Origin of the sequence: Bacillus sp. 5mfcol3.1 (genome assembly GCF_900114335.1) — a bacterium.
GTDB classification, from domain to species: Bacteria; Bacillota; Bacilli; order Bacillales; family Bacillaceae_G; genus Bacillus_A; species Bacillus_A thuringiensis_S.
This window is the reverse complement of the sequence record NZ_FOST01000023.1, coordinates 1-15,339: the sequence shown is the minus strand read 5'-3', so window position 1 is coordinate 15,339 and position 15,339 is coordinate 1. Positions and strand designations below refer to the sequence as shown.

Sequence of the window (15,339 nt, the reverse complement as noted above, 5' to 3'; positions counted from 1 at the left end):
AAGCATCTAAGCATGAAGCCCCCCTCAAGATGAGATTTCCCATAGCGTAAGCTAGTAAGATCCCTGAAAGATGATCAGGTTGATAGGTTCGAGGTGGAAGCATGGTGACATGTGGAGCTGACGAATACTAATAGATCGAGGACTTAACCATATAATATGTAGCAAATGTTATCTAGTTTTGAAGGAATATGCCTTCATAGTTTGGTGATGATGGCAGAGAGGTCACACCCGTTCCCATACCGAACACGGAAGTTAAGCTCTCTAGCGCCGATGGTAGTTGGGACCTTGTCCCTGTGAGAGTAGGACGTCGCCAAGCAACTAAAAACACAAGTCTTTTGACTTGTGTTTTTTTTATTTCCCATGAAATAGGTTAGGTTCTGTTAGTAAAAATGATGAAATATAGTAAGGGATTTTTTGAGCAGAAATATTAAGAAATTGATAAATAAATGGATAATCTTCAGAGCCATAGCTTCCAAGTAAGTCATACCACCAATCTGTTTCATACCTAGAAATCATGCTTAAATTATAGAGCAATAAATAATGAACGAGGAGTTCAGGTAATACTGGTTTAGGATTTCTAGGATCAGTTGTAAGTGGTAAATAATAAGTATTAGTAAGATATTCATAGTATAAAGGAGTACTGTACATAGGATTCCATGATTGAATTGGCGCCGTAAAAAGTAAATTCGATTCATTAGTTTTCTCAGGTACATGTTGCATTGATAAATGCTTACAAGATGTTTCAATGTAGCGAGAAAATCTCTCTTTAGTCATATGTAATCGATCTAGTAGGTTGACTGAAAAGGAGAGCTCATTTTTAATTGTTGAATCAATTTTATATAAAGTTGATCCTTTTTGACTATAGCGGAACAAATTTTGTAATTCTGGAATATTTCCCATTAATTCTAACATGTTAAATTTTTCTGCTTCTAAGTGTTTCATGTGAAACAGTTGTTCTGCAACATGAGTAAACAATCCGTTTTTTTGTACCTTCACCTCATCTTCTAAAAATTGATACCCTTGTTTTTTTCGTTTGCGAGTTGTAACGCCATGAGCTAAAACAGTAGTGGATTCAGGATAGTTAGGATCAATGGTTAGTAGACATGCTTTAAAAAGTTGGCTAATTCCATAAAATAACAACATTGGTTGAATGGAAAATGGAGCTGTCTTATATAATTCATAATAATTTTTCCCGTGTTCTAAGTAATAAATAAAGGGATAACAATTTTCAAAACTTTTTTTTTCGGCATCCTGAATAGAGGATTTTTCATAACAACGGGCAAGATAACGTTGTACGTTTTGAGATGAAAAAAAGAAACTTAACTGCTGCCAAGTGCAAGATGTTTGATGCATATATTACGCTCCTTTTATTGTCTAAAAATTCTAACATATATATACGTCCTTGACAGTATTTTAACCAATTGATAAGCTACTAATAATAATTTCTGGTATCATAGGGGGAACAATTATGTGGGAATCTAAATTTGTTAAAGAAGGTTTGACTTTTGATGATGTATTACTTGTGCCAGCTAGGTCAGATATATTACCAAGAGAAGTAAGTGTTAAAACAGTTTTATCTGAAAGCTTACAGCTAAACATCCCGTTAATTAGTGCAGGAATGGATACAGTAACAGAAGCTGACATGGCTATTGCAATGGCTCGCCAAGGTGGTTTAGGAATTATTCATAAGAATATGTCTATTGAGCAACAAGCAGAGCAAGTTGATAAAGTAAAGCGCTCTGAAAGCGGCGTTATTTCAGATCCTTTCTTCTTAACTCCAGAACATCAAGTATATGATGCAGAACATCTTATGGGAAAATATCGTATCTCAGGTGTACCGGTTGTAAATAATTTAGATGAGCGAAAATTAGTTGGTATTATTACAAACCGTGATATGCGCTTCATCCAAGACTACTCAATCAAAATTTCTGACGTAATGACAAAAGAACAATTAATTACAGCTCCAGTTGGTACTACACTGGAAGAAGCTGAAAAGATCCTACAAAAGTATAAAATTGAAAAACTCCCTCTTGTTGATAATAACGGTGTATTACAAGGGCTGATTACAATAAAAGATATTGAAAAAGTAATTGAATTCCCAAACTCTGCTAAAGATAAGCAAGGACGCTTATTAGTTGGAGCGGCAGTTGGTGTAACAGCTGATGCTATGCTTCGTATCGATGCATTAGTAAAAGCTAGTGTAGATGCAATTGTACTTGATACAGCTCATGGGCATTCTAAAGGCGTTATTGATAAGGTAAAGGAAGTTCGTGCTAAATATCCATCATTAAATATTATCGCTGGAAATGTTGCTACAGCTGAAGCAACGAAAGCATTAATTGAAGCTGGTGCAAACGTAGTTAAAGTTGGTATTGGACCAGGTTCTATTTGTACAACACGTGTTGTAGCTGGTGTTGGTGTACCACAATTAACAGCAGTTTATGATTGTGCAACCGAAGCTCGTAAACACGGTATTCCAGTTATTGCTGATGGCGGTGTTAAGTACTCTGGTGATATGGTTAAAGCTTTAGCAGCAGGAGCACATGTTGTTATGCTAGGTAGTATGTTTGCTGGTGTTGCCGAAAGTCCTGGAGAAACTGAAATTTACCAAGGTCGTCAATTTAAAGTGTATCGTGGTATGGGTTCTGTCGGTGCGATGGAAAAAGGAAGTAAAGATCGTTACTTCCAAGAAGGAAATAAAAAACTTGTTCCAGAAGGTATTGAAGGACGAGTACCATATAAAGGACCTTTAGCAGATACAGTTCACCAATTAGTTGGTGGCTTACGTGCAGGTATGGGATATTGCGGAGCACAGGATTTAGAATTCTTACGCGAAAATGCACAATTCATTCGTATGTCAGGTGCAGGCTTACGTGAAAGTCATCCTCATCACGTACAAATTACAAAAGAGGCTCCAAACTACTCATTATAATGTCTTATATACAAATAGACAGAGATTTGATATCTCTGTCTATTTTTTTTTGATTATGTTAGAATAACGGTTATGTGAGTACATAGATATTGGGGGTAGCAAAAGTGAAAGGTATGTTTTGCAAAAGATTCATTGCTTTGGTAACAGTGCTTACACTAGCTTGTAGCATTTTTATTCCATATAGCAATGCATCAGCTGAAACAGGAGCCGCTTTAAACATTGAAGCAGGCGCGGCAATTTTAGTAGAAGCGAATTCTGGGAAAATTTTATATCAAAAGAATGCAGATGAATTATTATCCATTGCTAGTATGACAAAGATGATGAGTGAATATTTAGTTCACGAAGCAGTGGATAAAGGGAAACTTAAGTGGGACCAGAAAATTAAGGTTTCTGAATATGCATATAAGGTTTCACAAGATGCTTCATTATCAAATGTTGCATTAGAAAATGGTGGCTCTTATACAGTAAAAGAGTTATATGAGGCAATGGCAATCTTTTCTGCAAATGGTGCAACAATTGCATTAGCAGAAGCAATTGCAGGTAAAGAAGTAGATTTCGTAAAAATGATGAATGATAAATCGAAAGAACTAGGGTTGAAAAATTATAAATTTGTCAATTCTACAGGTTTAACGAATAAAGATTTAAAGGGAATGCACCCTGAAGGAACAACAGCAGATGAAGAAAATAAAATGTCTGCAAAGGATGTTGCAACTTTAGCACAACATTTAATTAAAGATTATCCAAAAGTGTTAGATACAGCAAAAATTCCTAAAAAAGAATTCCGTCCAGAAAAAGAGAAGTTTGCAATGTCAAACTGGAACTGGATGTTAAAGGGCTTAGTTAAAGAATATGATGGCGTAGATGGTCTGAAAACAGGCTCAACTCCAGAAGCAGGAGATTGCTTCACTGGTACGGTTGAAAGAAACGGTATGCGTTTTATTTCTGTAGTTATTAAAACAAGTTCTCATACAGCACGTTTTGATGAAACAAAGAAGCTATATGATTATGGATTTGCTAACTTTGAAGTGAAACAAATGTATAAAAAAGGTTCTTCAGTAAAAGGACAAGAAACAGTAAGAGTAGAAAATGCGAAAGATAAAGATGTAGCAGTTCAAACGAAACAAGCTATTTCACTTCCAGTGCCAAAAGGAAGTAAAGATGTTTATAAAACAGAATTAAAAGAATCAAGTAAGGGACAAGAAGCACCTATTAAAAAGGGAGCTGCGCTTGGTCAAATGGTAATTACGCCAAAAGATACAAACGACCCTGGATTTTTAACTGGTAAGTCGTTGCAAGTGGATCTTGTAACAACATCTGAAGTAGAAGAAGCAAACTGGTTTACTCGTGCTATGCGCGGAATTGGTTCATTCTTTAGTGGTATGTGGAATAGTGCTGTTGATACAGTAAAAGGTTGGTTTTAGAAGCTCCTCATGGTAGGGGCTTTTTTTTTTATTCCTATTTTTCATACCGACTTTATGAAAAAGTAGTAGACAAGCATCTGATAGTTAGTGGTAGAATGTAAGAGTATTCTTAATTTTCGCCTTTAACGGGGGAAAGCAATTCACCTAGGGGGGTTTTTGTACATGACAAATGTAACAGGGACAGAGCGTGTAAAACGTGGAATGGCAGAAATGCAAAAAGGCGGCGTTATTATGGACGTAATTAACGCTGAACAAGCAAAAATTGCAGAAGAGGCAGGCGCAGTTGCCGTTATGGCATTAGAGCGTGTACCAGCAGACATTCGTGCAGCAGGTGGCGTTTCTCGTATGGCAGACCCAACAATCGTTGAAGAAGTTATGGGTGCAGTGTCAATTCCGGTTATGGCAAAATGCCGTATCGGTCACCTTGTAGAAGCACGTGTATTAGAATCATTAGGGGTAGACTATATCGATGAGAGTGAAGTATTAACTCCTGCTGATGAAGTATACCATTTAAATAAACGTGATTACACAGTTCCATTTGTATGTGGTTGCCGTGATATCGGAGAAGCTGCACGTCGTATTGCAGAAGGTGCATCTATGCTTCGTACAAAAGGTGAACCAGGAACAGGAAACATTGTAGAGGCAGTGCGTCATATGCGCCAAGTCAATGCAGAAATCCGTCAAGTTGCGAGTCTACGTGAAGATGAGTTAATGACATATGCAAAAAATACTGGTGCTCCTTACGAAGTATTACTTGAAATTAAACGTCTTGGTCGCTTACCAGTTGTAAACTTTGCGGCAGGTGGTATAGCAACGCCAGCAGATGCTGCATTAATGATGCAACTTGGTGCTGATGGGGTATTTGTTGGATCTGGTATCTTCAAATCAGAAAACCCAGAGAGATTTGCACGTGCAATTGTTGAAGCAACGACTCATTATGAAGATTACGAACTAATTGCAAGTCTTTCTAAAGGATTAGGTAATGCAATGAAGGGTATCGAAATTTCAACGTTATTACCAGAACAACGCATGCAAGAGCGTGGATGGTAATTAAAGGAGAACTTTAAAATGGTGAAAATCGGTGTACTAGGTCTTCAAGGTGCAGTTCGTGAACATGTAAAATCAGTTGAAGCAAGTGGTGCAGAAGCTGTTGTTGTAAAGCGTATAGAGCAACTTGAAGAGATTGATGGTCTTATTTTACCAGGCGGTGAAAGTACAACAATGCGCCGTCTTATTGATAAGTATGCTTTCATGGAACCACTTCGCACATTTGCAAAGTCTGGTAAACCAATGTTTGGTACGTGTGCAGGGATGATTCTTCTTGCGAAAACACTTATTGGCTATGAAGAAGCACATATTGGTGCTATGGATATTACAGTTGAGCGCAATGCGTTCGGACGCCAAAAGGATAGTTTTGAAGCTGCGCTTTCAATTGAAGGCGTGGGTGAAGACTTCGTTGGTGTATTTATCCGTGCGCCGTATGTTGTAGAAGTAGCTGATAATGTTGAAGTGCTTTCTAAGCATGGTGACCGAATGGTAGCGGTAAGACAAGATCAGTTTTTAGCTGCTTCATTCCATCCAGAATTAACAGATGATCATCGTGTAACAGCATACTTTGTTGAAATGGTAAAAGAAGCGAAAATGAAAAAAGTTGTATAAGTAACTTGCAACTTGTATAAGATTATAGTAAATTGATGGTAACAATTTTATAAAATAAGCGTGTTGATAGGAAATAGTAACAAATGTTGTTTCTTATAGAGAGTCGATGGTTGGTGGAAATCGATAGAAACAGTTTGTGAATCCATCCTGGAATGGAATGTGGAACATCTTTTGGATTAAGTAAGCATTCCCGGTGAAGAGCCGTTATTTCTACTTGAGAGGAAAGCGGTAATGCTTTCAACTAGGGTGGCAACGCGGGTTAACTCCCGTCCCTTTATATAGGGACGGGAGTTTTTTGTGTTTTATAAAATAAAAGGAGGAGTATATAATGCTTGATATTAAATTTTTACGTACAAACTTTGAAGAAGTAAAAGCGAAATTACAGCATAGAGGTGAAGATCTAACTGATTTCGGACGTTTTGAAGAACTTGATACGAGAAGAAGAGAACTACTTGTTCAGACAGAAGAATTAAAAAGTAAACGTAATGAAGTGTCTCAACAAATCTCTGTATTAAAGCGCGAAAAGAAAGATGCAGAAGCTCTAATTTTAGAAATGCGTGAGGTTGGAGAAAAAGTAAAGGATTTTGATAACGAACTTCGCACAGTTGAAGAAGACTTAGAAAGATTAATGTTATCTATTCCAAATATCCCTCATGAGTCTGCTCCAGTCGGTGAAACAGAGGATGATAATGTAGTAGCGCGTACTTGGGGAGAAGTAAAAGAATTTACTTTTGAACCAAAACCACATTGGGATCTTGCTACTGATTTAGGAATTTTAGATTTTGAACGCGCTGGGAAAGTAACAGGAAGCCGCTTCGTATTTTACAAAGGTGCTGGTGCAAGATTAGAGCGTGCTTTAATTAGCTTTATGCTTGATCTTCATACTGATGAGCATGGATATGAAGAAGTATTACCTCCATATATGGTAAACCGCGCAAGTATGACAGGAACAGGACAACTTCCAAAGTTTGAAGAAGATGCATTCCGTATTGAAAGTGAAGATTATTTCTTAATTCCAACAGCTGAAGTACCTGTAACGAATATGCATCGTGATGAGATTTTAAATAAAGAGCAATTGCCTATAAGATATGCTGCATTTAGCTCTTGCTTCCGCTCTGAAGCAGGTTCAGCTGGTCGCGATACACGCGGTTTAATTCGCCAGCATCAGTTCAATAAAGTAGAGCTTGTGAAGTTCGTAAAACCAGAAGATTCTTATGAAGAGTTAGAAAAATTAACAAATGATGCAGAACGCGTGTTACAATTATTAGAGTTGCCATATCGCGTTATGAGCATGTGCACAGGCGATTTAGGATTTACAGCAGCGAAGAAATACGATATTGAAGTATGGATTCCAAGCTATGGCACATATCGTGAAATTTCTTCTTGTAGTAATTTTGAAGCTTTCCAAGCGAGACGTGCAAATATCCGTTTCCGCCGTGAGCCAAATGGAAAACCAGAACATGTCCATACATTAAATGGATCTGGTCTTGCAATTGGACGTACGGTTGCAGCTATTTTAGAGAACTACCAACAAGAAGATGGTACAATTATAATTCCAGAAGTTCTTCGCCCTTATATGGGAGGAAAAACAGTTATTAAGTAAATTTAAACATTCATCGGTATGAGTGATTGGTAATTATGAGCGTTGTCAGTACTTTAATGTAGGAAGGGGAAAGTAAAATTTTCCTTTCCTCATAATTTATTTTAGTAGGGTTGACTAACTGTTTTTCTTTTGATATTATATTTGATGTCAATATGGAGGTATACCCAAGTCTGGCTGAAGGGATCGGTCTTGAAAACCGACAGGCGGCGAGAGTCGCGCGGGGGTTCGAATCCCTCTACCTCCTCCAGATATAATTGACAACAGCGCATATAAGTGGAGATTGGAGAACTCGTTACCAACACGTAACGAGTTTTTATTTTAAAACCAATCATAAAGTATGGTGTAAGGTAATTTTGTCCTTATTACACACTCATATTCCGATGATTATCTTCATAGATATGAAAGGAGTCAACATGGATCTTATTATACAAACGTTTCCTTTAGATGGAAAAACTTTATATTATGTACAATGTCCTGTCTGTAAGAACAATAGAATTTTAAACAGTGGTGCAAACGTATCACGCATTATTAGTGATGATACATTCCGTAAACTTTGTGGTTGTACTTGTGATGTAAAACCAGCTACGAATAAAGTAGAGGTGCCAAAACAAGTTAAAAAAGCAGCTGTAAAGAAAGAAGCGGCTCCAAAACGTACAGGTAAAGTATTAACGGCAGTAATTAATGGGAAAGAAATGACTGTTAAAGAGATTGCTGAAGCATACGATATTAGTACAAGTACTGTTCGTCAGCGTATTAACGCAGGAAAACCTGAGAGTGAAATTATTGCTCCAACAAAGAAGAAGTAATTTAATAGGAAAACCCGTGCATATGCACGGGTTTTTTATTTTACAAGTTTACGTGTTTGTTTTAAAAAATGCCCAATTTTTTTAATGATTGGTTCGATTGAATCCCCATCTTTTAAAATATCGTACTCATTAATATTTAAGCGTAATACAGGGCATGAATTAAAGTTGTTAATCCAGTTTTCATAACGTCCATGCATTTCTTTCCAGTACTCAATTGGCGTTTGCTGTTCCATTGGGCGTCCGCGTTCCTGAATACGATCGACAATATCATCGAAAGAACCTTCTAAGTAAATTAATAAGTCTGGATGAGGGAAGTAAGGAGTCATGACCATAGCGTCAAATAACCCTTTGTATGTTTCATAATCAGTTTCCGTCATCGTACCTTTTTCATGATGCATCTTTGCGAAAATTCCAGTGTCTTCGTAAATAGAACGATCTTGAACAAAACCGCCACCGTATTCAAAAATTCTTTTTTGTTCCTTAAATCGTTCTGCTAAAAAGTACACTTGTAGGTGGAAGCTCCAGCGAGTGAAGTCCGCATAGAACTTGTCCAAGTATGGATTGGAATCTACTTTTTCAAATGATGTGCGATAACCTAAAGCATTAGCTAATGCAGTTGTCATAGTTGATTTACCCACACCTACCGTTCCGGCGATAGTGATTACTGCGTCATTGGGTATATCATATTTTTGCCTTAAATTCATTATTATTTCGACTCCTTTAAGAGAGTATTTTGAAGGGCAGATAGGATGACGTTTAAATCATCAGGATTTTTTACAAAATCCATATCGTCTCCATTAAATTTCAATACTGGTATTTCCGGATGATCGTTTTTAAAAGCATCCATTGCTGTTTCATAATCTTTTGTGAGCTGTAGTAAGTAATTTGGATCCATGTTTTTTTCAAATTCTCTTCCGCGCATGGCGATTCGTTTTTGCAATGTTTCTAGGCTAGCTGTTAAATAAACAATGACGTTTGGCACAGGCATATCTTGTGTAAGAATACGATAAATTTGCATGTACTTGTCATATTGAGAGTCTTTTAATGTGCGGGATGCAAAAATTAAATTTTTAAAGATATGGTAATCCGCTACTACTGGTTTCCTTTGATTCAAATACTTTATGTTAATATCTTCTAATTGTTTGTATCTATTACAAAGAAAGAACATCTCTGTTTGAAAACTCCATTCGTCGATGTCTTCATAGAACTTTCCTAAAAAGGGATTTTCATCAACAATCTCTTTTAGTAAGTGGAGTTGCATGTGAGTTGAAATTTCCTTCGCAAGTGAAGTTTTTCCAACACCAATTGGTCCTTCAACCGTGATAAATGGTACTCCGGTCACGCTGTTTCCTCCTTTCAATCAGTGATTTACCGTGACTACTAAAAACACAAAACAGAATTATTGTAGCACAAGAGGGAAGCGAGCGGGTTAATTTGATATAAAAAGTTAGAAAATAGATATATGTATTAATTAAATTTTATTTTGGATGACGATGTTATATTTGCTTTCAATGTAGTTTCCATTATTTTTAAAGCATGTATATTATCTTGGTCGTTGTTAGAGGCGATACAATCCTGTGGTACATACAATGTATAATTTCTCATATGGGCATCATTAGCTGTAAAGAGGATACATATATTTCCGGCAACTCCTGTTAATATTAGATTTTCTATTTTTAAATAACCTAGTAATGAATTTAAAGGTGTTTCATAAAAAGCGGAATAATGTGGTTTAATAAAAATGTAATCATCAGAACTTGGAGCAATCTTATGGATTATATTTTCGCTATATTTATTTGTGCAATGAGTAATAAGTTGGTCGATATCAGATCTCCAAAGTTGATAATGGTCATTAACGTAAATTATAGGATAGCCGAAGGATTTCATTTTTTTCTTTAATTGTAAAATAGGGTTTGTGATAGTCTCACATTTTTGAGCTAGAATGGGTCCGTGGGAAAATTGAAAGTCATTAATCATATCGATAATGAGCAAGGCGGTATTTTTCATATGTAATCCCCTCTCTTTTTTCTTTTAGGGTGGATTGAATATGTAAAAGTTATCCCCTGTGTAGTAAATGGAAATAAGTGTACTTTATTTGTAATGAAAGGACTATGTTATGGAACAAGATCAAGATATTTATTTTATGCAATTAGCGATAGAAGAAGCCAAAAAGGCAGAGGAAATACAGGAAGTTCCAATTGGAGCAGTTATAGTGTTAGATGGTGAGGTAATTAGTGTTGCCCATAATTTAAGGGAAACTGAGCAAAGATCAATAGCTCATGCTGAGTTGCTAGCAATAGATGAGGCGTGTAAAAAATTAGGGACATGGCGTTTAGAAGATGCAACATTGTATGTAACATTAGAACCTTGTCCAATGTGTGCGGGTGGAATTGTTTTATCACGAGTGAAGCGAGTTGTATATGGTGCAAGTGATCCGAAGGGCGGGTGTGCAGGGACATTAATGAATCTTTTAACGGATGAACGCTTCAATCATCAATGTGAAGTAGTATCTGGTGTATTAGAGGAAGAATGCGGTACGTTGTTAACAAACTTTTTTAGAGAGCTTCGTAAAAAAAGAAAAGCGATAAAAAAATTAGAGAAAAATACTGGGAACTAACGTATTTGCATTTTATAAAGAAACAAGTTATACTGATAATGCCTTTAATGAAGGCAACCGAATATTGGTTTTAACTTTGCCGTGCTAAGCGGGGAGGTAGCGGTGCCCTATACTCGCAATCCGCTCTAGCGAGGCCGAATCCCCTCTCGAGGTTATGTTGCTGTAAGGTCTGCCTTAAGTAAGTGGTGTTGACGTTTGGGTCCTGCGCAACGGGACCCCGTGAACCTTGTCAGGTCCGGAAGGAAGCAGCAATAAGCGGGTCTTCTCGTGTGCCGCAGGAGTGCCTGAACCGAGCTAACTGCTTGAGTAACGCTTATGGTACGTAATCGACGGAGGGTGCACGGCAGTTATATATGTATACAAAACTCACCTTAATACAAAGGTGAGTTTTTTGTATAGAAAATAACTTTTGGAATCTATAAACAGAATGGGTTATAATAAATGAGATAATAACCTTTGAGGGAGGCCGTATTTTCGTGTCATACCAAGCGTTATACCGAACATGGAGACCGCAAAAGTTCGAAGATGTAGTCGGTCAAAAGCACGTGACAAAAACGTTGCAAAATGCCCTTCTTCAAGAGAAAGTTTCACATGCTTATTTATTTTCTGGTCCTAGGGGAACAGGAAAAACGACAATTGCAAAAGTATTTGCAAAAGCAATTAACTGTGAACATGCTCCGGTAGCTGAACCTTGTAATGAATGTCCTTCTTGTTTAGGAATTACACAAGGATCCATTTCAGATGTATTAGAAATTGATGCGGCTTCAAATAACGGTGTAGATGAAATTCGAGATATTAGAGATAAAGTAAAATATGCTCCAAGTGCTGTAGAATATAAAGTATACATTATTGATGAAGTTCACATGCTTTCTATGGGTGCATTCAATGCGCTTTTAAAAACCTTAGAAGAGCCGCCAGGACATGTTATCTTTATTTTGGCGACAACAGAACCTCATAAGATCCCGCCTACAATTATTTCGCGTTGTCAGCGTTTTGAATTCCGAAAAATATCAGTGAATGATATTGTTGAGAGATTATCAACGGTTGTGACAAACGAAGGTACGCAAGTGGAAGATGAAGCATTACAAATTGTTGCCCGTGCTGCTGAAGGTGGTATGCGTGACGCGCTTAGTCTTATTGATCAGGCTATATCTTATAGTGATGAGATTGTTACGACAGAAGATGTATTGGCCGTAACAGGATCTGTTTCTCAGCAATACTTAGGCAATTTAGTAGAATGCATACGTGAAAATGATGTATCAAGAGCATTACAGATCATAGATGAAATGATGAGTAAAGGGAAGGATCCAGTTCGTTTTATGGAGGATTTCATTTACTATTATCGTGATATGCTTTTATATCAAACTTCACCGCAACTAGAACATATGTTAGAACGAGTAATTGTAGATGATCAATTCCGTAAGTTGAGTGAAGAAATGCAACCGGAAGTGATCTATGAGATTATTCATACCCTTAGTAAGGGACAACAGGAAATGAAGTGGACAAATCATCCGCGTATTTTCTTAGAAGTTGTTATGGTGCAATTGTGTCAACAGTTTATGATGCAAGCAAACGGTACTGATCGTTTGCAAGCAATTATGAACAGGATGCAGCAATTGGAGAAAGAGTTAGAGCAAGTCAAAAAGAACGGTGTGCCAGCTGGTGTACAACAGGAAGTAAGAGAGACACGTGCAACACCAAAACCCGTACGAACAGGAAGTATGAAGATTCCTGTCGGGCGTGTAAATGAAGTATTAAAACAAGCGAAGCGTCAAGATTTAGAACAATTAAAAGCTGTATGGGGTGAGTTGTTAGGAAGACTCAAATCATATAACAAAGTAGCGTTTGCTGTTCTACTAGAAAATAGCGAACCAGTGGCAGCTTCAGATGACACTTACGTTTTAGCATTTCAATATGAGATTCACTGTAAGATGGCGAGCGAAAATCGAGAAGCTATGGATACAGTAGAACAAGCTTTATTTGAATTGCTAAGTAAAAGGTTAAATATGATTGCCATTCCAAAAAGTGAATGGGGTAAAATCCGTGAAGACTTTTTACAACGTGAAGGTGGAGAGTCTGAAGAAAGCCCGGAGAAAAAGGAAGACCCTCTTATAGAAGAGGCAGTGAAATTAGTAGGACAAGAACTCATTGAAATAAAAGAGTAATAATAATTAGGAGGAATTAATTATGATGCGTGGCGGAATGGGAAATATGAATAACATGATGAAACAAATGCAAAAGATGCAAAAAGACATGGCGAAAGCACAAGAAGAGCTTGGTGAAAAAACAGTTGAAGGTACAGCTGGCGGCGGAATGATTACAGTTATTGCAAATGGTCACAAGCAAATTCTTGAAGTGAAGATTAAAGAAGAGGTTGTAGATCCAGAGGATATCGAAATGTTACAAGACTTAGTGTTAGCTGCAACAAATGATGCACTTAAAAAGGCTGATGAGCTATCAAACTCTACGATGGGTAAATTTACAAAAGGCTTAAACTTACCAGGTGGAATGTTCTAGGAGGATATTGATACATGCATTATCCAGAACCAATATCAAAACTAATCGATAGTTTTATGAAGTTGCCAGGTATCGGACCGAAAACAGCGGTTCGATTGGCATTTTTCGTATTAGATATGAAAGAAGATGATGTGTTAGGTTTTGCGAAAGCACTTGTAAATGCGAAGCGAGATTTAGCGTATTGTTCTGTATGTGGACATATTACTGATCGTGATCCTTGTTATATTTGTAATGATTCGCATCGAGATCAATCAGTTGTTTGTGTCGTGCAAGAACCGAAAGATGTAATCGCGATGGAAAAAATGAAAGAGTATCAAGGTGTATATCATGTGTTACGTGGTGCGATTTCTCCTATGGAGGGAATTGGACCGGAAGACATTAATATCCCGCAACTCTTAAAGCGACTACATGATGAAACGGTACAAGAAGTAATATTAGCAACAAACCCTAATATTGAAGGGGAAGCTACAGCGATGTATATCTCCCGCCTCTTAAAACCTACAGGCATTAAAGTAACTCGTATTGCACATGGTCTGCCAGTTGGTGGAGATTTAGAATATGCAGATGAAGTGACACTATCGAAAGCATTAGAAGGTCGCAGAGAAGTATAAGAGGAGAAACAAAAATGTTCTTTCAAAAAAAGGGTAAATTGCGTAAAGAGTATGATGATAAGTTAATTGTACTTTTGGAAAAAGTGAAGAATGAGTGGTTACGTCAGAAGAGAATGGTCGAACAAAGTGTAGAACCATCTCAAGATGTCATTTGTTCTTTGAAAATAGCAGAGGCGAAATATTTCTTCTTGTTGAAAGAAGCAAAGCGTCGTCCTGTAAAAATGGAACAATGGTAAAGGGTTCTGCTTTCTGAGCAGGCCTTTTTATTTTATTTGTTAAATGCTGAGGTGTTGTTTTATTAGGTTTATATGAAAGAGATGCCGTTTATGATAACTGTTCTTTTTTATTGTCTTGTCCCATACAAATAGATGTATAGGTCATTCATAAGGAGGAAAAAATGAATTCTACAATTATTATTGTTGGCATTCTTACTTTAGTGTTTATTTTTCTTGTTTTTGGTGTTGCCTCTAAGCCATTACGTTTTATAGGAAAGGTGATTTTTCATGTTACTCTAGGCATAGCATTGCTTTTTATCGTAAATGTTGTAGGGACATATTTTGATTTTCATATCCCAATTAACATGGGTACAGCGGCAATAACGAGTTTATTAGGGCTACCAGGTGTGGCGGCATTAGTGATTATTAAGCTTTATATCATGCCAAGATAAAATTATTTTGGCATTTTTTTAAAAAGTGTTGACTATTAAATGATTAATATGGTAAATTAATAAGCGTCGTCAGGAACGAAAGAAAAAAGTTGTTGACAGATTTAATGAGAAATGTTAAATTATAAAAGTCGCTGAAACGCGATATTGAACTTTGAAAACTAAACGAAACAAACAACGTGAAACGTCAATTTTTATTTTTAGATGCTAGACAAACTAACTTTATTGGAGAGTTTGATCCTGGCTCAGGATGAACGCTGGCGGCGTGCCTAATACATGCAAGTCGAGCGAATGGATTGAGAGCTTGCTCTTATGAAGTTAGCGGCGGACGGGTGAGTAACACGTGGGTAACCTGCCCATAAGACTGGGATAACTCCGGGAAACCGGGGCTAATACCGGATAACATTTTGAACCGCATGGTTCGAAATTGAAAGGCGGCTTCGGCTGTCACTTATGGATGGACCCGCGTCGCATTAGCTAGTTGGTGAGGTAACGGCTCACCAAGGCAA

Annotated in this window: 16 protein-coding genes, 1 tRNA gene, 3 rRNA genes, 1 other RNA gene and 1 other annotated feature; of the genes, 17 read left to right on the top strand and 4 right to left on the bottom strand. The window is 37.2% G+C overall.

Annotated elements, in window-relative coordinates:
* A 23S ribosomal RNA gene (locus tag BM089_RS29385) occupies positions 1-151 on the top strand; the annotation flags it as partial.
* A 49-nt stretch (positions 152-200) separates the two neighbouring features.
* A 5S ribosomal RNA gene (gene rrf / locus BM089_RS29380) occupies positions 201-316 on the top strand.
* A gap of 35 nt (positions 317-351) precedes the next feature.
* On the opposite strand, the gene BM089_RS29375 is transcribed toward rrf, so the two are convergent.
* Positions 352-1,353 carry a YaaC family protein gene (locus tag BM089_RS29375; protein WP_053563256.1) on the bottom strand — a complete coding sequence of 334 codons (1,002 nt, stop codon included), beginning with the start codon at positions 1,351-1,353 and terminating at the stop codon, positions 352-354.
* Between the two features lie 115 nt (positions 1,354-1,468).
* Between BM089_RS29375 and guaB the strand changes: the two genes are divergently transcribed.
* The 7 genes from guaB to BM089_RS29340 all read left to right on the top strand — a co-directional run bounded on the left by guaB (position 1,469) and on the right by BM089_RS29340 (position 8,421).
* Positions 1,469-2,932 carry an IMP dehydrogenase gene (guaB, locus tag BM089_RS29370; protein WP_000264089.1) on the top strand — a complete coding sequence of 488 codons (1,464 nt, stop codon included), beginning with the start codon at positions 1,469-1,471 and terminating at the stop codon, positions 2,930-2,932.
* Positions 2,933-3,045: 113 nt separating this feature from the next.
* Positions 3,046-4,353, top strand: a complete 1,308-nt coding sequence (gene dacA, locus BM089_RS29365; RefSeq protein ID WP_139213359.1) for a D-alanyl-D-alanine carboxypeptidase DacA — start codon at positions 3,046-3,048, stop codon at positions 4,351-4,353.
* A 162-nt stretch (positions 4,354-4,515) separates the two neighbouring features.
* Positions 4,516-5,403, top strand: a complete 888-nt coding sequence (pdxS, locus tag BM089_RS29360; RefSeq protein ID WP_000186154.1) for a pyridoxal 5'-phosphate synthase lyase subunit PdxS — start codon at positions 4,516-4,518, stop codon at positions 5,401-5,403.
* Between the two features lie 18 nt (positions 5,404-5,421).
* Positions 5,422-6,012, top strand: coding sequence for a pyridoxal 5'-phosphate synthase glutaminase subunit PdxT (gene pdxT / locus BM089_RS29355; RefSeq protein WP_000238785.1), 591 nt, complete (start codon positions 5,422-5,424; stop codon positions 6,010-6,012).
* Between the two features lie 54 nt (positions 6,013-6,066).
* Positions 6,067-6,289: a binding site (T-box leader), on the top strand.
* A 51-nt stretch (positions 6,290-6,340) separates the two neighbouring features.
* The gene (serS, locus tag BM089_RS29350; protein ID WP_000884174.1) at positions 6,341-7,615 is read left to right on the top strand and encodes a serine--tRNA ligase; all 1,275 of its coding nucleotides are present in this window, start codon (positions 6,341-6,343) and stop codon (positions 7,613-7,615) included.
* Between the two features lie 154 nt (positions 7,616-7,769).
* Positions 7,770-7,862, top strand: a tRNA-Ser gene (locus tag BM089_RS29345).
* Between the two features lie 166 nt (positions 7,863-8,028).
* Positions 8,029-8,421: a sigma factor-like helix-turn-helix DNA-binding protein gene (locus BM089_RS29340; protein WP_000364192.1), complete on the top strand. Its 393-nt coding sequence runs from the start codon at positions 8,029-8,031 to the stop codon at positions 8,419-8,421.
* Positions 8,422-8,456: 35 nt separating this feature from the next.
* Here the strand turns inward: BM089_RS29340 and BM089_RS29335 are convergent, their stop codons facing one another.
* The 3 genes from BM089_RS29335 to BM089_RS29325 all read right to left on the bottom strand — a co-directional run bounded on the left by BM089_RS29335 (position 8,457) and on the right by BM089_RS29325 (position 10,428).
* Positions 8,457-9,125: a deoxynucleoside kinase gene (locus BM089_RS29335; protein ID WP_001053585.1), complete on the bottom strand. Its 669-nt coding sequence runs from the start codon at positions 9,123-9,125 to the stop codon at positions 8,457-8,459.
* 2 nt (positions 9,126-9,127) lie between these two features.
* Complete coding sequence (locus BM089_RS29330) at positions 9,128-9,763, bottom strand: deoxynucleoside kinase (RefSeq protein WP_090978979.1); 636 nt, start codon at positions 9,761-9,763, stop codon at positions 9,128-9,130.
* Positions 9,764-9,888: 125 nt separating this feature from the next.
* Entirely contained in the window at positions 9,889-10,428 is a 540-nt protein-coding gene (locus BM089_RS29325; protein ID WP_053563255.1) for a cysteine hydrolase family protein, read from the bottom strand.
* Positions 10,429-10,537: 109 nt separating this feature from the next.
* Here BM089_RS29325 and tadA point away from each other — a divergent pair, with 109 nt between their 5' ends.
* The 8 genes from tadA to BM089_RS29275 all read left to right on the top strand — a co-directional run.
* Complete coding sequence (gene tadA / locus BM089_RS29315; protein ID WP_000434330.1) at positions 10,538-11,038, top strand: tRNA adenosine(34) deaminase TadA; 501 nt, start codon at positions 10,538-10,540, stop codon at positions 11,036-11,038.
* 79 nt (positions 11,039-11,117) lie between these two features.
* An RNA gene (gene ffs / locus BM089_RS29310) (signal recognition particle sRNA large type) lies at positions 11,118-11,382 on the top strand.
* 132 nt (positions 11,383-11,514) lie between these two features.
* Positions 11,515-13,203: a DNA polymerase III subunit gamma/tau gene (gene dnaX, locus BM089_RS29305; RefSeq protein ID WP_000121561.1), complete on the top strand. Its 1,689-nt coding sequence runs from the start codon at positions 11,515-11,517 to the stop codon at positions 13,201-13,203.
* 25 nt (positions 13,204-13,228) lie between these two features.
* Entirely contained in the window at positions 13,229-13,555 is a 327-nt protein-coding gene (locus tag BM089_RS29300; protein WP_014894853.1) for a YbaB/EbfC family nucleoid-associated protein, read from the top strand.
* A gap of 14 nt (positions 13,556-13,569) precedes the next feature.
* Positions 13,570-14,166, top strand: coding sequence for a recombination protein RecR (recR, locus tag BM089_RS29295; RefSeq protein ID WP_000559169.1), 597 nt, complete (start codon positions 13,570-13,572; stop codon positions 14,164-14,166).
* 14 nt (positions 14,167-14,180) lie between these two features.
* Positions 14,181-14,402: a YaaL family protein gene (locus BM089_RS29290; RefSeq protein ID WP_000466019.1), complete on the top strand. Its 222-nt coding sequence runs from the start codon at positions 14,181-14,183 to the stop codon at positions 14,400-14,402.
* Between the two features lie 161 nt (positions 14,403-14,563).
* The gene (locus BM089_RS29280; RefSeq protein ID WP_001089273.1) at positions 14,564-14,833 is read left to right on the top strand and encodes a pro-sigmaK processing inhibitor BofA family protein; all 270 of its coding nucleotides are present in this window, start codon (positions 14,564-14,566) and stop codon (positions 14,831-14,833) included.
* 219 nt (positions 14,834-15,052) lie between these two features.
* Positions 15,053-15,339: ribosomal RNA gene (locus tag BM089_RS29275) — 16S ribosomal RNA — on the top strand; the annotation flags it as partial.

Coding starts and splice junctions, on each gene's coding strand:
- BM089_RS29375 (WP_053563256.1), bottom strand. CDS start 1,353: ATGCATCAAACATCTTGCACTTGGCAGCAGTTAAGTTTCTTTTTTTCA.
- guaB (WP_000264089.1), top strand. CDS start 1,469: ATGTGGGAATCTAAATTTGTTAAAGAAGGTTTGACTTTTGATGATGTA.
- dacA (WP_139213359.1), top strand. CDS start 3,046: ATGTTTTGCAAAAGATTCATTGCTTTGGTAACAGTGCTTACACTAGCT.
- pdxS (WP_000186154.1), top strand. CDS start 4,516: ATGACAAATGTAACAGGGACAGAGCGTGTAAAACGTGGAATGGCAGAA.
- pdxT (WP_000238785.1), top strand. CDS start 5,422: ATGGTGAAAATCGGTGTACTAGGTCTTCAAGGTGCAGTTCGTGAACAT.
- serS (WP_000884174.1), top strand. CDS start 6,341: ATGCTTGATATTAAATTTTTACGTACAAACTTTGAAGAAGTAAAAGCG.
- BM089_RS29340 (WP_000364192.1), top strand. CDS start 8,029: ATGGATCTTATTATACAAACGTTTCCTTTAGATGGAAAAACTTTATAT.
- BM089_RS29335 (WP_001053585.1), bottom strand. CDS start 9,125: ATGAATTTAAGGCAAAAATATGATATACCCAATGACGCAGTAATCACT.
- BM089_RS29325 (WP_053563255.1), bottom strand. CDS start 10,428: ATGAAAAATACCGCCTTGCTCATTATCGATATGATTAATGACTTTCAA.
- tadA (WP_000434330.1), top strand. CDS start 10,538: ATGGAACAAGATCAAGATATTTATTTTATGCAATTAGCGATAGAAGAA.
- BM089_RS29300 (WP_014894853.1), top strand. CDS start 13,229: ATGCGTGGCGGAATGGGAAATATGAATAACATGATGAAACAAATGCAA.
- recR (WP_000559169.1), top strand. CDS start 13,570: ATGCATTATCCAGAACCAATATCAAAACTAATCGATAGTTTTATGAAG.
- BM089_RS29290 (WP_000466019.1), top strand. CDS start 14,181: ATGTTCTTTCAAAAAAAGGGTAAATTGCGTAAAGAGTATGATGATAAG.
- BM089_RS29280 (WP_001089273.1), top strand. CDS start 14,564: ATGAATTCTACAATTATTATTGTTGGCATTCTTACTTTAGTGTTTATT.